At 42.6% G+C, this 18,926-nt stretch carries 22 protein-coding genes and 1 tRNA gene; 16 read left to right on the forward strand and 7 right to left on the reverse strand.

All coding sequences use genetic code 11. The features are described 5' to 3' along the window. The first annotated feature begins 202 nt into the window (after positions 1-202). Positions 203-511: a hypothetical protein gene (locus tag IPG41_00400; GenBank protein ID QQR55027.1), complete on the forward strand. Its 309-nt coding sequence runs from the start codon at positions 203-205 to the stop codon at positions 509-511. A 67-nt stretch (positions 512-578) separates the two neighbouring features. Here IPG41_00400 and IPG41_00405 read toward each other — a convergent pair whose 3' ends face one another. Further along, positions 579-1,166 (reverse strand): hypothetical protein, encoded by a 588-nt coding sequence (locus IPG41_00405; GenBank protein QQR55028.1) that lies wholly within the window; start codon positions 1,164-1,166, stop codon positions 579-581. Positions 1,167-1,360: 194 nt separating this feature from the next. Between IPG41_00405 and IPG41_00410 the strand changes: the two genes are divergently transcribed. The 7 genes from IPG41_00410 to terL all read left to right on the forward strand — a co-directional run bounded on the left by IPG41_00410 (position 1,361) and on the right by terL (position 7,351). Then, positions 1,361-1,942: a hypothetical protein gene (locus IPG41_00410; GenBank protein ID QQR55029.1), complete on the forward strand. Its 582-nt coding sequence runs from the start codon at positions 1,361-1,363 to the stop codon at positions 1,940-1,942. A gap of 10 nt (positions 1,943-1,952) precedes the next feature. Then, a complete protein-coding gene (locus tag IPG41_00415) occupies positions 1,953-2,564 on the forward strand; it encodes a hypothetical protein (GenBank protein ID QQR55030.1) in 612 nt (203 codons plus the stop codon). A gap of 7 nt (positions 2,565-2,571) precedes the next feature. Then, positions 2,572-3,333, forward strand: a complete 762-nt coding sequence (locus IPG41_00420) for a hypothetical protein (GenBank protein QQR55031.1) — start codon at positions 2,572-2,574, stop codon at positions 3,331-3,333. 63 nt (positions 3,334-3,396) lie between these two features. Next, entirely contained in the window at positions 3,397-4,674 is a 1,278-nt protein-coding gene (locus IPG41_00425; GenBank protein QQR55032.1) for a DNA modification methylase, read from the forward strand. Then, complete coding sequence (locus IPG41_00430) at positions 4,634-5,416, forward strand: site-specific DNA-methyltransferase (GenBank protein ID QQR55033.1); 783 nt, start codon at positions 4,634-4,636, stop codon at positions 5,414-5,416. The genes IPG41_00425 and IPG41_00430 overlap by 41 nt, the downstream gene beginning before the upstream one ends. Then, complete coding sequence (locus IPG41_00435) at positions 5,413-5,865, forward strand: hypothetical protein (protein ID QQR55034.1); 453 nt, start codon at positions 5,413-5,415, stop codon at positions 5,863-5,865. Before IPG41_00430 ends, IPG41_00435 begins: the two co-directional genes overlap by 4 nt. Continuing rightward, positions 5,822-7,351, forward strand: coding sequence for a phage terminase large subunit (gene terL / locus IPG41_00440; GenBank protein QQR55035.1), 1,530 nt, complete (start codon positions 5,822-5,824; stop codon positions 7,349-7,351). Before IPG41_00435 ends, terL begins: the two co-directional genes overlap by 44 nt. Positions 7,352-7,392: 41 nt before the next feature. Here the strand turns inward: terL and IPG41_00445 are convergent, their stop codons facing one another. Together IPG41_00445 and IPG41_00450 are read right to left on the reverse strand one after the other, a co-directional pair. After that, entirely contained in the window at positions 7,393-8,988 is a 1,596-nt protein-coding gene (locus IPG41_00445) for an S-layer homology domain-containing protein (protein QQR55036.1), read from the reverse strand. A 225-nt stretch (positions 8,989-9,213) separates the two neighbouring features. Further along, positions 9,214-10,386: a DUF4263 domain-containing protein gene (locus IPG41_00450; protein ID QQR55037.1), complete on the reverse strand. Its 1,173-nt coding sequence runs from the start codon at positions 10,384-10,386 to the stop codon at positions 9,214-9,216. Positions 10,387-10,493: 107 nt separating this feature from the next. Between IPG41_00450 and IPG41_00455 the strand changes: the two genes are divergently transcribed. The 3 genes from IPG41_00455 to IPG41_00465 are packed head-to-tail and all read left to right on the forward strand — an operon-like array spanning position 10,494 to position 13,327. Further along, the gene (locus tag IPG41_00455; GenBank protein QQR55038.1) at positions 10,494-11,759 is read left to right on the forward strand and encodes a recombinase family protein; all 1,266 of its coding nucleotides are present in this window, start codon (positions 10,494-10,496) and stop codon (positions 11,757-11,759) included. A gap of 32 nt (positions 11,760-11,791) precedes the next feature. Continuing rightward, the gene (locus IPG41_00460) at positions 11,792-12,634 is read left to right on the forward strand and encodes a hypothetical protein (GenBank protein ID QQR55039.1); all 843 of its coding nucleotides are present in this window, start codon (positions 11,792-11,794) and stop codon (positions 12,632-12,634) included. A 6-nt stretch (positions 12,635-12,640) separates the two neighbouring features. Beyond that, positions 12,641-13,327: a hypothetical protein gene (locus IPG41_00465; protein QQR55040.1), complete on the forward strand. Its 687-nt coding sequence runs from the start codon at positions 12,641-12,643 to the stop codon at positions 13,325-13,327. 144 nt (positions 13,328-13,471) lie between these two features. On the opposite strand, the gene IPG41_00470 is transcribed toward IPG41_00465, so the two are convergent. From IPG41_00470 to mutY, 4 genes are all read right to left on the reverse strand, one after another. Beyond that, positions 13,472-13,546 (reverse strand) — tRNA-Gln (locus IPG41_00470). Between the two features lie 64 nt (positions 13,547-13,610). Beyond that, positions 13,611-14,843 carry a peptidoglycan DD-metalloendopeptidase family protein gene (locus tag IPG41_00475; GenBank protein ID QQR55041.1) on the reverse strand — a complete coding sequence of 411 codons (1,233 nt, stop codon included), beginning with the start codon at positions 14,841-14,843 and terminating at the stop codon, positions 13,611-13,613. Continuing rightward, positions 14,798-15,058: a hypothetical protein gene (locus IPG41_00480; protein QQR55042.1), complete on the reverse strand. Its 261-nt coding sequence runs from the start codon at positions 15,056-15,058 to the stop codon at positions 14,798-14,800. The genes IPG41_00475 and IPG41_00480 overlap by 46 nt, the downstream gene beginning before the upstream one ends. A gap of 35 nt (positions 15,059-15,093) precedes the next feature. Beyond that, entirely contained in the window at positions 15,094-16,155 is a 1,062-nt protein-coding gene (gene mutY / locus IPG41_00485; GenBank protein ID QQR55043.1) for an A/G-specific adenine glycosylase, read from the reverse strand. A 94-nt stretch (positions 16,156-16,249) separates the two neighbouring features. Between mutY and rpmA the strand changes: the two genes are divergently transcribed. The 5 genes from rpmA (at position 16,250) to gndA (ending at position 18,924) form a co-directional block, all read left to right on the forward strand. After that, positions 16,250-16,528 (forward strand): 50S ribosomal protein L27, encoded by a 279-nt coding sequence (gene rpmA / locus IPG41_00490; GenBank protein QQR55044.1) that lies wholly within the window; start codon positions 16,250-16,252, stop codon positions 16,526-16,528. A 55-nt stretch (positions 16,529-16,583) separates the two neighbouring features. Next, positions 16,584-16,844, forward strand: coding sequence for a bacteriophage holin (locus tag IPG41_00495; protein QQR55045.1), 261 nt, complete (start codon positions 16,584-16,586; stop codon positions 16,842-16,844). Next, positions 16,845-17,150, forward strand: a complete 306-nt coding sequence (locus IPG41_00500; GenBank protein ID QQR55046.1) for a hypothetical protein — start codon at positions 16,845-16,847, stop codon at positions 17,148-17,150. Between the two features lie 140 nt (positions 17,151-17,290). Further along, complete coding sequence (locus tag IPG41_00505; protein ID QQR55047.1) at positions 17,291-17,527, forward strand: hypothetical protein; 237 nt, start codon at positions 17,291-17,293, stop codon at positions 17,525-17,527. Positions 17,528-17,538: 11 nt separating this feature from the next. Beyond that, a complete protein-coding gene (gndA, locus tag IPG41_00510; GenBank protein ID QQR55048.1) occupies positions 17,539-18,924 on the forward strand; it encodes an NADP-dependent phosphogluconate dehydrogenase in 1,386 nt (461 codons plus the stop codon). Positions 18,925-18,926: the final 2 nt, after the last annotated feature.

The raw sequence follows: 18,926 nt of genomic DNA on the forward strand, positions 1-18,926 counted from the left end.
CACTATTAGTTTTTCCGCCTTAGTGACGATAAGTCACGGGGCTGCCTTGCTCTTGGCAAAATCTCAACAGAACTACTCTTATAAAAAGCGGGAGAAACTATGGCAGATCCACTCTCTTATAAACGGCTCTTTGTGGGTAGTCTTACTAATCTGGATTTTACTATTTCAATGGACGGCACTTCACAGCGTTTACCCTTCATGGATGAGAGTAATTGGATTGATTACGCTAATAGCAGGCCTGTATTTAAGCGTAAAATCAAGAATACTCCTTGGACGCCATCAAGCCATGGGCATTAGGTTTTTCTTGCCTGAAAAAGCTACAAAAATCACAGGCTCACTTTACAGTTTTCTGAACAACCCCATGTACGATGGCTTCATTTTTATCTTTATTGGGCTGGGTTTAATCCTTGGGATCAAGATCGATTTCTATTTAGCAGCTTGGAGCTTCCTCCTACTGAACATCTTTCTCGCAAGTATCGAAAACTATAAATGGAGATGTAGCCCATTCTAAGTACCACAACGTCAAATAAAAATCCTGATGAGTTGGCTACAATTTCGGCACGATTGAGAATGAATCTCTAATCAAACTGAATAGTTCTTTCCTCCTGACGAGTACTGAAAAAACCGTTTTCATGTTTGACCAAGATGGACTTCGGTTTTGAGCCTAGGATTGGGTTCTCCTTGATGAGAAAAACAAAACAGTAAGCGGCGTCGCCTTGAGATGTGATGACTCTGGCTTTCAACTTGCCTTGTCGGATGAGCTTCCGCACAGTTTGATGTTTAATCTTGAAGTAGTGATCCAGTTCCCACATTGAGTACCACGAGTCTTTGTCCTGACAGATTTTCCCAGGCACTACCCGCTTCTCCACAGCACGCTGGCAGACCAAGCACTTGATTCCATATTTATCGTACCAAGTCTCTTCGTCGCTCACATATTGACCGCAGATGAAACAAGTATATGGGCCACCATTGATATGGAAGCCTTTAGGCTCATCTTTCAGCCTCAGTTTTCTAGCACGCTCTACCTGAGCCCCTTTGAGTAGAACTTCAAAAAGGCCTAAAAGCCTACTTCCAGACTCGTAAGCTTCAGCATGAGAAATTTCTTTTCCGTACTCCTTTTTATAAATTTCCTGAAATTCACGGACAGCTTCATCAGATAATTTCATAGAGGTTAAAAGTTAATGAAATAAATTTAGCCCTAAAACAGCACTAATAGTTTTTTCATAAGCCTCCTGACATTCTTTCTCGTCTTCGCAAAAAGTAACCGTCACATTGAACCTGTCCTTGTCCTTGTTTTTGGTGTGTTTGGTCATAGGCGTGAACAAACCGTGGTATATTTTAGCAGGATTACCATAAAAACGTGACCAAAATCAAAATCAGCAAGGATGAACACATACGAATGGAAACATTCGTAGAAGTTATGAAAGAAGCTGCTGCCTCAAAATACAACGAAGAACATCGTCATATATCTATGACCGAAGAGATATTGACTAATACGGTGATAAAAAGTGAGCTTCCTAACGAGGAATCGACGAGTCACATCTGTTCTAAAATTCGTCCCTTTCTCCTGACGGACGATCACTACTCAAAGATCATAAAAATCTTACGGGACCTTATTGGAATTGAACCCGATGCGCAGAAAGAAAAACATGAAAGCCAACTCTTAAAATCTGAAAAGATTTTGAAGGAAAATTACAAACATAAAGAACTAAACACGTTTACTTTGTATATGTATGGCAAATATGTGAAAGCAGATTCTGATAAAAGAGAAATAATAAAACAAATGCCCCATATGCTTGAAGTTGGCTTCCATAAAAGTCTCGGCTTGGTGTTTAGAGCATTAGTAAATTTAGCCAATTTATATGAATTCCTAAAAAAAGAGCATTCATTTGAAGTCACAGAATCAGAGCCCAGAAAAACTACCCGCACCTTCGGTATATAAACTATTTATTATGAAAATAGGCTTAACGGAAGTCATTCAGATACAGGAAAGTATAAAAATCACAACTGAGATAAGCTCGATTATTTATTTAAATGAATTTCTGAAATACAAGGAGGCTTATGAAAGAGATGGTAGGAGTGAAATGTTGATTTTTACATTAATTTTCCTTCAAATTTATATTGAGTGTTTTCTCCATCAAAATATGAGGCAAATAATGGAAATGGAATTTGAGTTCAAAAATCCAGATTTATTTAAGCAATGGGATTCAAAGGAAGAAGAAATGTATGTAGGTAAAAAAGTAAGCTTTTTTACGAACTTCTTCTTCGCTAAGGGGGAAAACATAGAGTCGCTGGAACTTATCAAGGATTCTTTAAGAGAGATCGGGGGCATGAGGAATAAGATTGTACATGGATACAAATTAAGGAGAGTGGTTGTGAACGGAAAGACGGAAAAATCTGAAACTCTTTCTCTGTTGAGCGAAGAAAGTTTGAGGGAATATTTACATTCAGCCAATACACTTGGTAATGCTTGGAATACTCTGTTAGACGAGGTCGCTAAAAAATGTAGGGCCCTCAGGTCAGTAGGTGACTTCAAGTTGGCCCCGTTCAAAATTGATCAATAAATAGCCCATGTCATATCCATCGCACTTAGATCAATTCCATATAGACCGTAATACAAAGGCTTTTTACAAATCGCAAAGTTTTCGGAAATTATTAAATTCCTTCGAGGATTTCACGAAGAAAGAAGAATTCCAAGAGTTTATCTTGGGATTAAGAGAGAAATACAAAATTCCGCCAAATGGATTCTTAATTAAAGGTAGTACTTGGACTACACCTCCAAAAGAATGGATAAGTGAAATGTGGAGTGTTGAACATAGAGAAGTTCAAACTGTTATAAAAGAATTCTGTGAAAACCAACAAATCCCCAATAAAGACTGGAAATTTGTGATCGAACAATACTTGTTTTTTAATAAGATATTCTTATCACAAGAGCCAAACTCTCATAACCTGTGTTATGTCACAGACATATCAACAAGAAAAGATTCCTTAGGACAAGATTTGACGGAGGATTTAATCATCGCCTATCCAGTAGGGTTGTTGATTAGTCCATATGCCTCGAAGAGAGACATTTTGGATTACATCGAACGGATTTTTACCACTGAGATTAAGCCTCTACAAGAAAAGTATGAGAACGAAGATTCTTTTATAGGGAAAAGCCGCCAAAAAATGACATTAACAAAAAAAAGAGCCAACTTAGTTTGGGAAAATCAGGATAAGCCTCTAAAAGAAATTGCAGAACTCATTAAGACTGTATTGGGAACAGATATAGATGTAGGCACAGTCGGAAAACTCCTCTCATTGGAAAGAAAAAAACGTAAGAAACAAGTGTAGGTCACTTGTTTCTTAGATCAGGAATTAAGACAGATGTAGGTTCAAAATGTCTTAATTTTTACTATGCAGAAAAAAATACCGTTAGAAATCGTTCACATAGACGTAGAGGCCCTCAACCCTGCCCCTTACAATCCCCGTAGATGGGACAAAAAGGCAGAAGCAGATCTTACGGACAGTATAAAAAGATTTGGACTCATAGATCCAATACTCGTTAATTCCGCCACCGAGAGACGCAACATCGTGATCGGAGGTCATTTCAGACTGAAAATAGCCAAGGAATTGGGCTACAAAGAAGTGCCTGTGGTCTTTATTAAGATCACAGAGGAGGAAAGAGAGCGGGAACTCAACCTTCGACTCAATAGGAATCAAGGAGCCTGGGATATGGAGTTACTACGGAATTTCGATATCTCACTCTTATTGGATGTTGGATTTGATGATTCAGATCTCCAACACATATGGGACGACGTGATAGAAACGGAAGACGACAACTTTAATGTAGATGAGGAACTCAAGAATATTACGCCTTTCGTTCAGGATGGTGACCTCTGGGAGCTTGGAAGCCATAGATTGATTTGTGGAGACTCCACAAACAAAGAAACGTTAGACAAGCTTCTTGAAGGAAGAAAGGTGGGGTTCGTCACAGCGGATCCTCCATACAATATCGGACTGGATTACAACAAAGGCATAGGGACCAAAGGAAAGTATGGCGGAACCAAAGTGGATGACGATAAAACAGATACTCAATATGAAGAGTTTTTAGAAAACTGCCTAAGCAATGCGAAAGACCACACTCTTCTTGATGCCCACTTCTTTTGTTGGTCGGACGAAAGGTACATCGGCTTGATCCAAAGGGTTTATCAAAAACTAGAAATAGGAAACAAGAGAGTTTGCATCTGGCTGAAGAACAATCAAATGAGCACTCCACAGGTGGCTTTTCATAAAGTCTTTGAACCTTGTATCTACGGCATTCGAGGAGACCCATTCCTATCCCAGTACCACACAGCCTTCAACGAAGTGATGAACAAGGAGGTGGGTACAGGAAATAAACTCCATGGAGATGTTTTAGACATGATGAGTGTCTGGCTCGAAAAACGCCTCCCCTCAAACGCGTATGAACATCCAACGGCAAAACCACCGACTCTTTATGAAAAAGCTATTAGACGGTGCACAAAGCCAGGAGATTTTATCTTAGAACTCTTTGGCGGATCAGGCTCAACCCTCATCGCAGCAGAACAACTCAAACGCAGCTGCTTTCTAGTAGAGCTAGACCCCCTCTTTTGCTCATTAATCATCAAACGCTATGAAAAACTCACAGGACAAACCGCAAAAAAACTCAATTAAAAAGGGTGATCTCTTCCAGCTCGGAGAACACACCTTGCTATGTGGTGACTCAACAAAAAAGTCAGATGTAGAGACTCTTCTCAAAGGAAAAACCGTAAGACTCCTCCTTACAGACCCACCTTATGGTGTCGCCTATGTCGAAGGAAGAATGGAGAAGTCAAAGCAAGAGCATAAGGTGATACAAAATGACCATCTCCAATCCGAAGAAGATTATTCCAATTTCTCAAGCCATTGGCTCGAGGCCATAAAGCCCTATTTGGAGGCTAAAAATTCTTACTACATTTTCAACAGTGACCGGATGCTGTTTAGCCTCCGAGAAGGGATTAAAAGTCAGGGGTTCAAGATGTCACAGCTCCTTATTTGGGTGAAAACGGGAGCGGTGATCGGAAGATTGGACTACAACCCACAGCATGAACTCATTGCCTATGGTTGGCTTGGAACTCATGAAGCATTAAAAGGAAGAGATAAGACAGTTTTAGTCGCACCAAAGCCGCTTAAGAATGATCTTCATCCAACGATGAAACCAGTCTCTTTGTTGCGACGGCTTGTTTTAAATAGCACCACGAGAGGAGACACCGTTTACGATCCCTTCTTAGGAAGTGGGTCAACGCTTATAGCCTGCGAGCAGACAAAAAGAAGATGTATCGGAATTGAGATCGAACCAGATTATTGCAAAGTCATTATCGATCGTTTTGAAAAAATGACAGGTTCGAAAGCGATAAAATTAGCCCCTCATCTATGAAAGATTCAATCACCTTAAAGACGGCAGAAAATAAGCAGACTCTTTTGGAGCATCTAAAGAAAACTCCAATTGTACAAGTTGCTTGTGAGAAAACTGGCATAGCCAGAGCCACTTATTACCGCTGGAGAAAAGAAGGTGAAAACTTCGCCGACGAGGCAGATGAAGCTTTATCTGCGGGAAAAAAGATCGTCAACGACATTGCCGAATCACAACTCATGAAGGCAGTGAGGGACGGGAACATGACTGGGATTATCTTCTGGCTCAAAAACAACCATCCAGATTACAAAACGAAAGTTGAGGTCTCAGGGAAATTAGAAAATCAGAACAAACTTTCTGCGGAGGAAGAAGCGCAGATAAAAGCTGCCCTCGGTCACGGAGGCTATTACAACTCTAAACACTATAAATATGACAAAAAATCACGTTCCAAAAAATCTCAAAACAATAATTAAAGATAGGAAGCTACGAAGAGCTATGACGTTTGAAAGTCACTTCATGTTTTTCCATGTCTATTTCAGCCATTATATCGAACATGCCACGGCAGATTTTCAAAAAGAGATGTTCGCACTGACAGAAGATCCAAAGGTGAAAAACATCGTCGTTGTAGCCTTTCGAGGATCGGGTAAGTCCACCATCATGAATACGAGCCTTCCCCTGTGGTCCATCTTAGGCAAACCCCAGTGCAAACACGTGATTATTGTGGGCCTGACCCAAGACCAAGCGAAGAGACATTTAAAGAATATAAAGCAGGAACTTGAGAGCAACGAATTGCTAAGAAAAGACTTGGGACCCTTCAAAGAGATTGAAAACGAATGGAGTGCGTACACATTAGAAATTCCAAATTTAGGAGCAAGGATCACTGCCGTTTCGGTAGATCAAAGTATCCGAGGCATTCGACATGGGGCGTATAGACCAGACCTCATCATATGCGATGACGTAGAAGATCTAAGTTCCACAAAAACCTTAGAAAGCAGAGACAAGGTGGATGAAGTGATTACCAGTGAAATCATCCCATCTGGTACCCCAAAGACACGACTTGTGGTGATTGGGAACCTTCTACATGAAGACTCGTTCATCATGCGTTTAAGGAAACGAATCGTGAATAAGGATTTCAATGGCGAGTTTCGTGCTTATCCCTTACTTGATGAGGCTAATAAATGTCTATGGCCTGGGAAATTTCCAAACCAAGAAAGCATTCAAGATGAAAAGACGCGAAGCGGAAAAGAGTCCTCATGGCAGCGGGAATACATGCTTAACATTGTGACAAGTACGGATCGGATCATCTTCCCAGAGTGGATTCATACTTATCCAGAACTTCCTGAGAAAAGCGGTAGAAAAAGTAAATTCAGAAAACTTTATACTTCAGTAGATTTGGCTATTTCTCAGCACGACAGGGCAGACTGCACGGCAATGGTGACGGCACAGGTGCATGGCTATGGCGAAGAAATGATCATTTACGTTCTACCGAATCCAATCAATTTAAGATTAACGTTTGAAGAAACAATCAACACTGCTAAAGGCCTTCACGACAACCATAAATCCACGCTGATAGTTGAAGACGTAGCCTATCAAAAAGCAGCAATAGAGACTTTGAAAGGAAGAGGGTGCATCGTTGAAGGCGTTACTCCAAAAGGAGATAAAAGCTCCCGCCTCACTTTGGTTTCCTATCTCTTTGAAAGAGGGCAAATACTATTTCCTGAGCAAGGTTGCGAGCGTTTAATTCAACAGTTACTCAATTTTGGATTAGAGAGACATGATGATTTAGTGGATGCACTAACGATGCTTATTTCATTTGTATCTCAGGAACAAGAAAAATCAAATTTACTGTTTGGATTCTGGAATATGGATGGCTCATCTAAACTTGTATATCGAGATCATGTGGAATACACAGATGATTATGGTGGCACCAGAGAGGTCTGGTACGATGAGAAAGCTTAAAAAAGCGGGCTGGGTATCCAGCCCGCTTTTAAGGTAGAGACTTAGTCTATCGTGATTTCCCAGTCCCCATCGGCATCCACATTCATAATGTAATCTCCTGCATCTAGATATTCGGCGGTGTCTCCGTCAAAATCACCAATCTCATTGGCAAGGTAAGCTACGGTATCCCCATCAGAATCTAAGAGATGAACAATGAAGTTGCTATCTCCAGAGTGGCTCAAATTGAATGTTTTAAGGCCAGCAGTCGAAATATGGAAGACTTGAGTGGCAGCATTCCCTTCTCCGCTGAATTCTGAAGTGGAGGTGCTGTCATTGAAGTCGACTTGGTCCCAATCAAATGTCCATTCTCCATCCGCTTCAACATGAAGGACATAAGTACGCTCATCCACATATTCTGCTACAGAGCCTTCTGTCTCCCCGATCTCATTGGTAAGATAGCTAACGGTCTCGCCACTTTCATCAAGCAAATGAACGATGAAATTGGAATTTCCGTCGTGAGTGAAATTAAAAACGGAAAGACCTTCTTCTATCTTAATAAAGTCGGTGACGGTTGACCCCTCACCACTGAACTCTTTGGTATATTCGGCATTTGAAGTGTCTCGCGGCTGTTCAATTTTGACTGTCCATGAACCGTCATCTCCATCAACTTCCAAAACATATTCCCCAGCTTCTTCTATAGAGACGGCAGTCACACCTTCGTAATCGCCAATCTCATTTGAGAGATACTCTGTTGTATCTTCAGTAGTAGAAAGGAGATGAACGATAAAATTGCTATCTCCATTATAAGTGAGAGTGACAACAGCCAGGCCTTCTTCGAGGTCAAAAGATCCAGTTACCTCAGAGTCAGAACCAGAGAAAGTGATATCTTCAATAGAAATGACTGGCTCTTGAACAACAGGTTCCTCAGGTGTGTCAGTTTCTTCTGGGGCTGTTTCTTCAGTCTCAATCAAAGAAGTGAGGCCTTTCACTGTCAGGAAGTTAGTTTGAGCAGCTTCGCTAAATTCACTTACAGCCATTTCTTGTACCACCAAGGTACGATAAATGTTTTCTGCCACTCCGCTACGATCCATCTCTCCTGAAGGACTGAAGTTTCCACTGGTCGTTTCAAGTAGGTTTAAGTCCTTTGCAACATAGACGTAAGGAGCGTACCAAGCGGAGCTGTCGGTGTCGCTAAATAGGGTCGAAGAAACAGTAGTGGGAAGCATGGAACTTAAGCCCAAAGCATTCACCAGCATTTTGATGGCTTCTACTTTATTCACCGTACTAGAAGGTGCAAAGTTTCCGTCAGGATAGCCATCCACCCACCCTTCTTCATGGGCATAGCAAACGTACTTTGCGTACCAATCAGTGGTGACATCTGGGAAACAGTTCTTGTAGATGTTTGCATCTGGTTCTATTCCTTGTCCTGAGACCAAAACCTTCATAAGTTCCGCTCTATTTATAGTTTGATTTGGCTTAAAGCTGCCGTCTGAATAGCCTTCTAAAGTCCCAATGCTGACGAGGTATTCGATGGCAACGTAATTGGTGTTGCTGGAAGCGACATCCTCAAAACTAGAGGCTGATGTGTTAGGGATAAAAAGAGCCGTCATAAGAACGGCTAGGAAGCCTTTCTTAAGATATTTATAGACCTGTGCCATAGGATTTGGGGTTAGGAAACAAAAAAGGGCACCTAGGTCGCCCAACAACACTTGCTCCGCGAGGAGTAGCCGATATTGGCTAGGTACCCGTCATTGCCCAATATCTGGGTTTGACGAGCAACAAGCCTCGCGGTAGGAGCTGAAAAAATGTGTTGTAGAGCGACAGGAGAAGTGTAGCAGGTACAACTAAAAAAGAAAGTCAATATTAATCTGTTAAAGATAACTCTAAGAGTTAAGCTCAATGATGTTTTTTGCCCTTTGGTAGAGTTGATCAAATGTGATGATCTCAGGTGAGGACAGGTTTTTCCTAAAATGCTCGAAACAAGATAATTTATCTGGATTTAAAACCTTCCCACCTGCATCTAAGAAGTCCTTCTCAGTTGTGCCTATAATGAGAAAGGATTTTGGCTTAAATTGAAAAACTTGCTGTCCAATAAGATTGCCATCTTTATCTTTCAGATCAACGATCTCACCTAAATGATTTTCAGATATTCTCACATACTGGTGACACTGTGACACTGCGCCGATAAGTTCAGAACTTGGTGCCCATACTCTGCTAGTCCTATACATCTTCTCTTCCAAAAGAGGAGTTTTATGAGTCTTAATTTCAACAATATTTAGAAAATTAATAAGTCCCAATGTTTTCAATATCCCATCGGGTCTCTTTCCAGGATCATTAAAATCTGCACCTCTTAGCACCTGCTCAAATTTGCCTTTTTCTATCGGAGCATTAAAGACATATTCTAAACCATAGCCAAATATCCACTTATTTTCTTCGAAAAAATGCTGCCAAACATCTTCATCTTTTGATTTTCCCCACTCAGTTTTCTTTGCCTCAAAGAAAACATCATCTGTAAGAAGCCCTTTAAAAGTATCAAGCGCAGACCGTTTATGGGCAATGTTGGTAACATCCCCTTCTTGGACAGAGCTGTTTGTGGCAAGTTCAGCTAAAATCCTTTGCCCCTTAGTGTCCGCTAGTATTGTCTTAAGGTGCATCTTGAGCGCCGCCTCATCCTGTATGATGCTTGCATCAAGAATGAGAGATTTATCTGCGATTGATTTTAAATCGAGTCCACTGAAAATTTGAAGTAGAGCTAAAATATTTTCGAAACCCATCGTAGAAAAGTTCATTTTCTCAACAGTCTTCCCAGTAGCTTTAGTCAACTGGACCCCTGTAATTTTCTCGTCATTAAAAATATAAGTCAGACGAAGCTCGACCCTTTTGGAGACTTGAAGCTTTACATCGTAGGGATCAGTTCCTTCATCAAATACAACACTTATATACTTGCCACCTCCACCAGGAAAATCTGAAGCATAAATACGGCCTTCCTTTCGATTTTGAAGGATGGAAGCAATCTCAAATGCGGCAACCTCTGCTTGACTGGGTAGAGTAATCATATTTTTTAGGCAATCATATGTGTAGCAGATTTATGCTTAAACCACTAGCTCTAGCTATCACGATCCATTGTGTCATCTATGTGGGCAGACCTTAACCCATATAAGATATGACAGACAACTTGGTAGATCTAAAATACTGTCTTTACGCCCGTAAATCCTCGGAGTCAGATGAAAGACAGGCCTTGTCGATCGATTCACAAATTACTGAGATGGAGACCTTAGCTAGAAGAGAAAACATTAAAATTGTCGACATTAAAAGAGAAAGTAAGTCAGCTAAAGGATCTGGAGAACGTCGAGCTTTTAACGAGTTGATCAAGGGGCTTGAGATGCAGGAATTCAATGCAATACTAACCTGGCAGCCAGATCGATTAAGTAGAAATGCGGGTGACCTCGGTTCTTTGGTAGATTTAATGGACCGTGGCTTTCTAAGACAAATCAGAACTTTTGGGCAGACTTTCACGAATAACCCCAACGAAAAGTTCTTACTGATGATCCTCTGTAGCCAGGCAAAACTAGAAAATGATAATCGTGGAATCAATGTAAAAAGAGGCCTTAGAGCAAAGTGTGAGCGTGGAACAAGACCTGGTGGGGTTCCAATAGGCTATAAACTAATCCGAAGTACGAACTTCAGGGAATCAAGTAAAATCATCGTAGACGAAGAGAGGGCTCCTTTTGTGAAAAAGATGTTTCAATACGTGATTAAAAATGACTTTAGCGGAAGACAAGTGAATGAATTTCTATCAGATGAAGGATTTCGAACAAGCAGTGGGAAAACGATGGCCTTAAGCGCAACCTATCGAGTCTTTAAAGAGGCATTTTATTATGGTGAGTTTGAATTTCCGAGAGGCAGTGGGAATTGGTACAAAGGTTCTCATACTCCACTCATCACAAAGGAAGACTTCGTTGAAGCAAACAAAAGACTGCAAACGACTCCCAAAGGTAAATGGGGAAGGAAAGAATTTTATTTCAGTAAACTGTTCAAATGTGGAACTTGCGGATCTGGAATAACTGGCGAAGAAAGGGTCAATCGTTTCGGTAAACATTACACTTACTACAAATGCAATAAATATGGCGGTAGAGGAAGATGCAGAGAAAAATACATTCGTGAAGAAAACCTGATCGAATCCATTGCAAAACTTGTTGATCAACTCCGCGCAGATCACTTTCGGCTTAGCTCCAGAGTTGAAAGAGAGGTAGAGAAGCTCAATGATTTAAGGAAAATTTCCGGCGATGCTATGACCAATCCATTAACAACACAAGACTACATCGCTTATATCCTTAAAAATGGCACAGCTGAGGAAAAAAGAGATCTGTTAAGGTGCGTAAATGGAAAGCTTTTTCTAATAAAAGGTGACATCCAGCACAATTACTAGCAATCAATAAACGGGAGTGCTAAAATCGCTCCATGCTTGATGTAATTATTTTCAACGTTGAACTGGGGCAAAGCATTTTCTTTTACCCAAGAAATAATCCTGAGTATGGAATGTTTGTTGACTGCGGACATACACAGGATTTTCACCCACTAGATTTTTTGCTTGAGGCAAATTTGATCCATTTGAATGAAAACGTACACACTTTAGGAAATTTGACCCTTACCAATTACGATCATGATCATTTTTCTGGATTGCCATACCTTCTGGAAAAGACAAATATCTGGACGGTAAGACTGCCCAAGAATATTCACGAAGATGAGCTGGAGAAAATTAAACCGGAGAAAACAGAGGCACTAGAAAAAGTGTGCCATTTGAAGCGAACCTACACGGGAAGCGCAGAAAATCACGTGCCACCCTATAAAATCAGCACTTTTTCTCTTGAGAAAAAAGATTTCCCCGGCGCAGAAATCAACACGAATCATCTTAGCCAGGTTGTTTTTGTGGAATATGGAGGAAGCACGATATGTATTTCTGGTGATCTGGAAGTGCCAGCGTGGGAAAAAATCTTAATGGATAGAGAAGTCAAGGAATGGCTCCAAAAAACCGATATTTATGTTGCGGCCCACCATGGTCGGGAAAATGGTTATGCTGAGGAAATTTTCGAACATTGTTCTCCAGAATGCATAATTTTATCTGACAAAAAAATTATGCACGGTACTCAGGAAGGAATGGTCCAACGTTATTCAAATCGAGTCCTTGGTGACGGTGTTGCTTTTAACAGGGGCTCGAGCCGAAAAGTACTAACGACCAGAAGTGATGGACACATTTGGATTCGATTCAAAGAGGGTGGCGTTCGGGAATATGCATCAGTATAAAAATCCATGAACTACTCCCTAAAAGCACGTTACTTTCCGGCCGTTATATCGATTCTACCAATCGTGGTATTCAACTACTTTTATCTAAGCCCCTACATCGCAGGCCTTCTCAACGACTTCAATGGTGTTTCGCTCGTCGTAAGCAACGTTTCAATACCAGCAATCGCCATATACTTCGTGGTTCAACTTAATCGCTTCACGTCCAAGGAGTTATTTGAAAAAAGGATATTTAAAGATGAATTGCACATGCCTACGACCAATTTAATGCTATTCTCAACCAAGTTTCTTACGGACGGTTTAAAAGAAGCCTTACATAGAAAGATAACGCATGACTTTGGTATAGTACTTCTGGGAAAAACTGAAGAAGCTGGGAATGAAAAATTGGCCAGAAAGAAAATCGTAGAGGCTATGGGGCAAGTGAGATTGAAGGTAAAAAATGGAAGGCTCGTTTTACAGCACAATATTGAATATGGTTTTGTAAGAAACTTGCTTGGTGGCTCGATCCTTGGAGTTCTAAGCTCAATATGGAATATAATTTTCTTCGATGAAATCAATCATAATGATTTCGCCTTTAAGGTTTCTGCAGTAATGCTGGTAGCCTTCACACTAATTCTACTTTTCAACAAAATTATTATGGAGTCTTTTGGCTACAATTACGCAAAAGTACTGATAAACGAATACCAGCAGAGCTAATGCCAATACTGCCCAACACACAGAGGTTCACGGGATGCGAACCCTATAAGGCTTCCAAATAGTTCAGCAGAGAGGCCAGTCACACAAAATCCGCCTGCCCTTTTGCCTAGGTGCATGGGTATTGAGTGCTAATAGTGCCCTATTTGGCTGGGGCGGTAGGATTCGAACCCACGAATGGCGGGACCAAAACCCGCTGCCTTACCACTTGGCGACGCCCCACCATGTTCCGCCGAAGCGGGCACTAAAAAGTGCGGTGACAATCTAAACAAAGGGAGGGGGCAAGTCAATTCCTAATCAAGGTCTTTATCTGAGATTCTAAGGCTGATTGAACTTGATTCATGTAATCCGCAGGAATCTTTGAAAGATCCAATTCCTCCAAAGGCAAATATTTCAGCGGGTCCACTCGCACCCCATCCTGCCACACCTCAAAGTGCAAGTGAGGTCCTGTGGTTCGCGCTCCGGCACCCATGCTGCCCGGATTCCCGCCACTGTACCCGAGCAACTGTCCTCGAGTCACATAATCGCCAATCGCCACTGCCGGCGCAGAAATATGTCCATACAAAGTGACCACTCCCATGCGATGAGCCACCGTAATATAGGCGTAACGCGTGGACTCTGGATCGTAAACCACATTTTGAACCACTCCTTCTGCCGGAGCAAAAATGGAAGACCCCTGTTTGGATCGAATGTCGAGCGCATAATGGTCCACTCCAAACGTAGCCTGATACCCACCATCATGAAAAAAAGCCGTCAAACCGCCCGCCGGGGGGGTGGGCCAATCCAAATCCAATATGTTGGAGGCATCGGTCACGCTGAATTCCGCTGCCATGTCTGCTTGAATTTGAGCGATCACAGCTTTTTGATCTTCCGAAAGCAAGGCATTGGAGTCTGCAAGTTTTTTCTCAAGCAGATCAATATTGTTTTGATAAATGCGAATCTCACTTTCCAAATCGCCTTCGCGTTGATCCGCAGAGCCGAGCATGGCCTCCAAAATGGATTTTTCAGCCTGAGTCTCATCCAAAATTTCACTTTGATGCATTTTTTCCACCTCAAGCGCGGCCAATTCTTCCATCAATTTCACTTCACTTTCACTCAGTTCACTTTGTTTTTGACGGATGGCCTCCCAATGGTCACCCAATTCCTGGGTGAGTGCCGTCAAATTTCCAATGTGTTTTTTGGTTTCTCCGGCCACGACATTCAAATAAGTGATTTCTTGCAAAGTTTGTGAAACCGAGTCGGGGCTGGCCAAAATCTTAACTGGATTCACCCCTTCTTTGTTGTAATAAACATCGCGTTTCATATACAAGAGCATCATCAGCTCTTTTACGATTTGTTTTTCTTCTTCCCTTTGAATTTCCAAATTTTTAACCTTATTTTGCAAATCTTGCAGCTCCATATTCTTGGCTTCTTCTTGAGTTTTAACGTTTAAAATCTGACGCTGCGTGTCTTCAATTTGTTCCTCCAAATTCTCTAGAATTTTTTCCAAATTGGCGATGGATTCAAGGGCTTCCTCCATGTTTTTTGAGCGGTCTCCAAGTTCTCCTCCAATAAGGTGTAGCGATATTGAATTTGAGCCACTTTTTGCTTGAGTTGCAGCAGTAAAGTGTTTTGTTCCACAATGCCCGTCAGAGTTTGTGTACTCACGCCTTCCGCCTCATCAGCTCGAACAGGAGGGACAAAGAGGGAAAGCAATAGCCCCAAAATCACGACGATAGCAAAGATCTTTTTCATTTGTGTTTTAATCTGTTGATGATAACACAAATACCTCAGGAATTCAAGGGACCCAGTCCCAAATAACGTTCAATCAATTTCACGTTCGCCGCCGGAAAGGCCATATCTTTCAATTCCTGAGGAGGCACAAAGCGCCACTCGCTGGCGGCCGTAAGGCGAACCTGGTCGCCAAGAGGTTCAGCCAAATAACAGTGCAAATCCACCTGATAGCGAGTGTAAGCGTGTTGCAGATTCATGAGGAAGCGCAAAGGACCTAAACTCAAGCCCGTTTCTTCTAAAACTTCACGTCGCAAGGCCTCTTCAATGCTCTCACCGGGCTCCACTTTTCCACCTGGAAATTCCCAAAGCCCACCCATCAGACCTTTTTCATGCCGTTTTTGCACAAAAACTTTGCCTTCTTTTTCTAAAATCGCAATCGCCACTTGAATTTTCACCTTGCTGGGCCCGGGACCCTTGTTTGGCAAACTCACTACCGTGCCGGCTTCAAAAGCCTTGCAATGTGCCTGAACCGGGCAGCTCGAGCATTTGGGATTTTTAGGTGCACAAATGAGGGCTCCGAGTTCCATGAGTCCTTGATTGAAATCCCTAGCCTGACCCGGAGGCAATAACTCTGCTGCTCGAGTCCAAAAAAAGTTCATGTTTTTCTTCACATCTCCTTTAAAATTTTCCAGACGACTGAGCACACGCACCACATTGCCATCCACTGCCGCTTGATTTTGATTGAAGGCGATGCTGCAAATGGCTCCTGCGGTGTAAGGTCCAATGCCGGGCAAGGACAAAACCACCTCAAAATTCGAAGGAAAAACACCGCCGTGTTTTTCTACAATCTGCCTCGCTGCTTTTTGCAAATTGCGAGCGCGGGAATAATAACCCAGCCCTTCCCACAGTTTCAGCACCTGTTCTTCGGGGGCCGCCGCCAGTGCTTCCAAGTTTGGAAAAACCTTCATCCAACGGTCAAAATAGGGGAGCACGGTCGCCACCTGGGTTTGCTGCAGCATGATTTCTGAGATCCAAACCTGATAGGGCTCGTAATGAAGCCGCCAAGGCAGCTTTCTTTGCTCTGTTTTGAACCAAGATAAAAGATCGTCTTGAAACATGGGAGCAGTGTAGCACGAATTTCAGCTTGCAAAACGCTCAAAATACCCTTAAAATCCACCCGCTTATTGAAGCGAAACTTATTTTTTCCCTACTATGTCACACAAAAAAGCTGGAGGTTCGAGTAAAAATGGACGCGATTCAAACGCGAAGCGCCTCGGCGTGAAGCGTTTTGGAGGGGAAACGGTAACAACGGGCACGGTTTTGATTCGTCAAAAAGGAACAAAATGGCACCCCGGTGAAAACGTGGGAGTGGGGCGCGACTTTACGCTCTTTGCTTTGACCGACGGAGTGGTGTCTTACGCTGAAAAACGCCTTAAAAAATTCGACCGTCGCAGCAAATTCAACACGGTGGTGAGCATCCTCACAAAATAATTGCTTTTCCTCCTGGAAATGAGTATTCTTTGAGGGATTTTTAACGTTTCACGCCATGAAAACAACTCTAAATCCTTTAGCTGCAGCCCTTTCGATGGGAGTCGCTTGGGCGATCAGCCTTTTTGTGATGACACTCATCGGCTCTCAAACGGGCTTTTTGGGCAACTTTTTGCATATCTTGGAAGACGTGTATCCTTGGTATGAATTGTCTCCAAAAGGGGCCGTTATTGGCCTGGTCTGGGGCTTTTTAGATGGATTCATTGGGGTCTACGTTTTGGTTTGGCTTTACAACTTTTTCGTTAAAAAACTCAAGTAAATGTCTTTGGAGTCCTTTTTCGGTTTAGACACGCAAGGAACAGCTCCGGGTAGTGCGGAATCGCGCGAAGCGTTTCAGGAAATGATGCGTGAAAGCGCAAAAGCCGCAGCCGCCATCGGAGCGCATCAGGCTGCCCAAAAAAAGCAAGAAGACAAGCTCGCAAAAGTGCTGATGAAAATGTTGAAAGATCCCAAAAAAGCAGACATCGTTTTTTTGGTCATCAAGCTTTTGCAAGAAAATGTTCCAGGAGCTTTCGTGCTTGCCATGCTCTTGATTTCAGATTCGGAATTGGAAAAGAACTTTTAAAAGACGCAAACCAAGACTCAACTGAGAAAAACAGCGATGCGGCTGAACTGACTCAATTTGCAGGGGAAGCTCTAATTCCTGACTCCATAAAAAAAGAACTCAATGCTTGGGGTGAAGCCATTCTAAAAGCAGGTCTGCTCATGCCTGGCAAAACTTTGCAAGGGGTGCTCACTCCCGATCAAAAACTCAAATCGCTCATCCTCGACTTGCTCCAATTTTCACTTGAGGAATACTTCCACCGTCACGGACTGGAATTCTCTGAAGAAAAAATCCGTGAAGTGGCACTGCTCAGCATTCAAACAGTGCTCCTCAAACTTCGGACAATGAATCAAGAAAAATCAGACATCGAAATCATTGAAACTCCGCTCAAAGATTAACCTCCACGCAAATGGCTTCTCACATCGGAATCATGGGTCTAGGCACCATGGGCACTGCCTTGGCACGCAATATCGCCTCGCGCGGTTATAAAGTGAGCGTATGGAATCGCTCTCACGAAAAAGTCACCGATTTCATTTCAAAATACGGGGATCAATCTTTTTATGGAGCCGAACACATCGAAGATTTCGTGGAAAGTTTGGAAAAACCTCGAAAAATCATCATGCTGGTGCCTGCTGGTGCGCCCACCGAAGAAGCTCTTCAAAACGTGACTCGGGCCTTGGAAGAAGGCGACTGTTTGATGGATGGAGGCAATGCGCACTTCAAAGACACGGAGCGTTTCCAGGCCCAGTTGAAGGAGCAAGGCATTATTTTTTTGGGTTGTGGTGTGTCAGGCGGAGAGCAGGGAGCACTCTACGGTCCTAGCCTCATGCCCGGAGGGGAGCGAGAAGCCTATGGGCATTTTGAAGAAATCCTTTCTAAAATCGCCGCAGAAGATTTCAGTGGCAAAGCATGCGTGGCCTACATGGGCAAGGGAGGAGCCGGTCATTATGTTAAAATGGTGCACAACGGAATTGAATATGCCGAAATGCAAATGCTTGCGGAGGCCTATGATTTGCTGACACGCATTTACAAATTGCCTCAGGAAGAATTGATCGACATTTTTCAAAGCTGGGACCGTGGCCCCTTGGATTCTTTTTTAACCGGGATCACGGTTGAAGTTTTAGAGAAAAAAGAAGGAGAGAAACCTTTGCTGAATTTGATTTTAGACAAGGCGGGGCAAAAGGGAACGGGTCGCTGGACCAGCGAAGAAAGTTTGGCTTTAGGTGCGCCAACACCCGCCCTCACCGAGGCTGTTTTCGCCCGCAGTTTGTCCGCTTTAAAAGAGCTGCGACTCGAATTGGCTGAAAAAATTGTAAGCACCGACTTAGCGCCCTCCCTTTTGCTTTCAGATTTTGTAAACGACTTGGAAAAAGCTTTGCTTTTGAGTCGCACTTTGAATTTTGTTCAAGGCTTGGAACTGCTGCGACTTGCAAATCAAGAATACGACTATGAATTGAATTTTCCAGAAATCATTCGCGTGTGGCAAGGGGGATGCATCATTCGTTGTGAGCGGCTCAAAGACATGCACGAAGCCTTGCTCCAAAATGAATCTCTTTTGCAATCGACTTGGTTCCAAAAAACCATGCAAGAAAATTTACAAAATTTAAGGCGAATCGTCTCCACCGCTGCCGCTCGTGGCATTCCACTTTTCGTGCTCGGAGCCAATCTGACTTATGCAGAAGCTTTGCGCAGCGCGGTGCTTCCGGCTCGTCTCATTCAAGGGCTTCGAGATCGCTTCGGTGCGCACGGCTTTGAACGTGTCGATCAGCCCGGTCACTTTCACGCTCAATGGTAAAA

It is taken from the genome of Candidatus Peregrinibacteria bacterium, assembly GCA_016699145.1.
Classification (GTDB): domain Bacteria; phylum Patescibacteriota; class Gracilibacteria; order UBA1369; family 2-02-FULL-48-14.

What these genes read in the sequence shown, in the direction of transcription:
- IPG41_00455 (QQR55038.1), top strand. Translation starts at nt 10,494, where the DNA reads ATGACAGACAACTTGGTAGATCTAAAATACTGTCTTTACGCCCGTAAA.
- terL (QQR55035.1), top strand. Translation starts at nt 5,822, where the DNA reads ATGACAAAAAATCACGTTCCAAAAAATCTCAAAACAATAATTAAAGAT.
- IPG41_00405 (QQR55028.1), bottom strand. Translation starts at nt 1,166, where the DNA reads ATGAAATTATCTGATGAAGCTGTCCGTGAATTTCAGGAAATTTATAAA.
- IPG41_00460 (QQR55039.1), top strand. Translation starts at nt 11,792, where the DNA reads ATGCTTGATGTAATTATTTTCAACGTTGAACTGGGGCAAAGCATTTTC.
- IPG41_00435 (QQR55034.1), top strand. Translation starts at nt 5,413, where the DNA reads ATGAAAGATTCAATCACCTTAAAGACGGCAGAAAATAAGCAGACTCTT.
- IPG41_00500 (QQR55046.1), top strand. Translation starts at nt 16,845, where the DNA reads ATGTCTTTGGAGTCCTTTTTCGGTTTAGACACGCAAGGAACAGCTCCG.
- IPG41_00480 (QQR55042.1), bottom strand. Translation starts at nt 15,058, where the DNA reads ATGAAAAAGATCTTTGCTATCGTCGTGATTTTGGGGCTATTGCTTTCC.
- IPG41_00450 (QQR55037.1), bottom strand. Translation starts at nt 10,386, where the DNA reads ATGATTACTCTACCCAGTCAAGCAGAGGTTGCCGCATTTGAGATTGCT.
- IPG41_00505 (QQR55047.1), top strand. Translation starts at nt 17,291, where the DNA reads ATGCCTGGCAAAACTTTGCAAGGGGTGCTCACTCCCGATCAAAAACTC.
- IPG41_00425 (QQR55032.1), top strand. Translation starts at nt 3,397, where the DNA reads ATGCAGAAAAAAATACCGTTAGAAATCGTTCACATAGACGTAGAGGCC.
- IPG41_00415 (QQR55030.1), top strand. Translation starts at nt 1,953, where the DNA reads ATGAAAATAGGCTTAACGGAAGTCATTCAGATACAGGAAAGTATAAAA.
- IPG41_00420 (QQR55031.1), top strand. Translation starts at nt 2,572, where the DNA reads ATGTCATATCCATCGCACTTAGATCAATTCCATATAGACCGTAATACA.
- IPG41_00400 (QQR55027.1), top strand. Translation starts at nt 203, where the DNA reads ATGAGAGTAATTGGATTGATTACGCTAATAGCAGGCCTGTATTTAAGC.
- IPG41_00465 (QQR55040.1), top strand. Translation starts at nt 12,641, where the DNA reads ATGAACTACTCCCTAAAAGCACGTTACTTTCCGGCCGTTATATCGATT.
- IPG41_00475 (QQR55041.1), bottom strand. Translation starts at nt 14,843, where the DNA reads ATGGAGGAAGCCCTTGAATCCATCGCCAATTTGGAAAAAATTCTAGAG.
- mutY (QQR55043.1), bottom strand. Translation starts at nt 16,155, where the DNA reads ATGTTTCAAGACGATCTTTTATCTTGGTTCAAAACAGAGCAAAGAAAG.
- IPG41_00445 (QQR55036.1), bottom strand. Translation starts at nt 8,988, where the DNA reads ATGGCACAGGTCTATAAATATCTTAAGAAAGGCTTCCTAGCCGTTCTT.
- gndA (QQR55048.1), top strand. Translation starts at nt 17,539, where the DNA reads ATGGCTTCTCACATCGGAATCATGGGTCTAGGCACCATGGGCACTGCC.
- rpmA (QQR55044.1), top strand. Translation starts at nt 16,250, where the DNA reads ATGTCACACAAAAAAGCTGGAGGTTCGAGTAAAAATGGACGCGATTCA.
- IPG41_00430 (QQR55033.1), top strand. Translation starts at nt 4,634, where the DNA reads ATGAAAAACTCACAGGACAAACCGCAAAAAAACTCAATTAAAAAGGGT.
- IPG41_00495 (QQR55045.1), top strand. Translation starts at nt 16,584, where the DNA reads ATGAAAACAACTCTAAATCCTTTAGCTGCAGCCCTTTCGATGGGAGTC.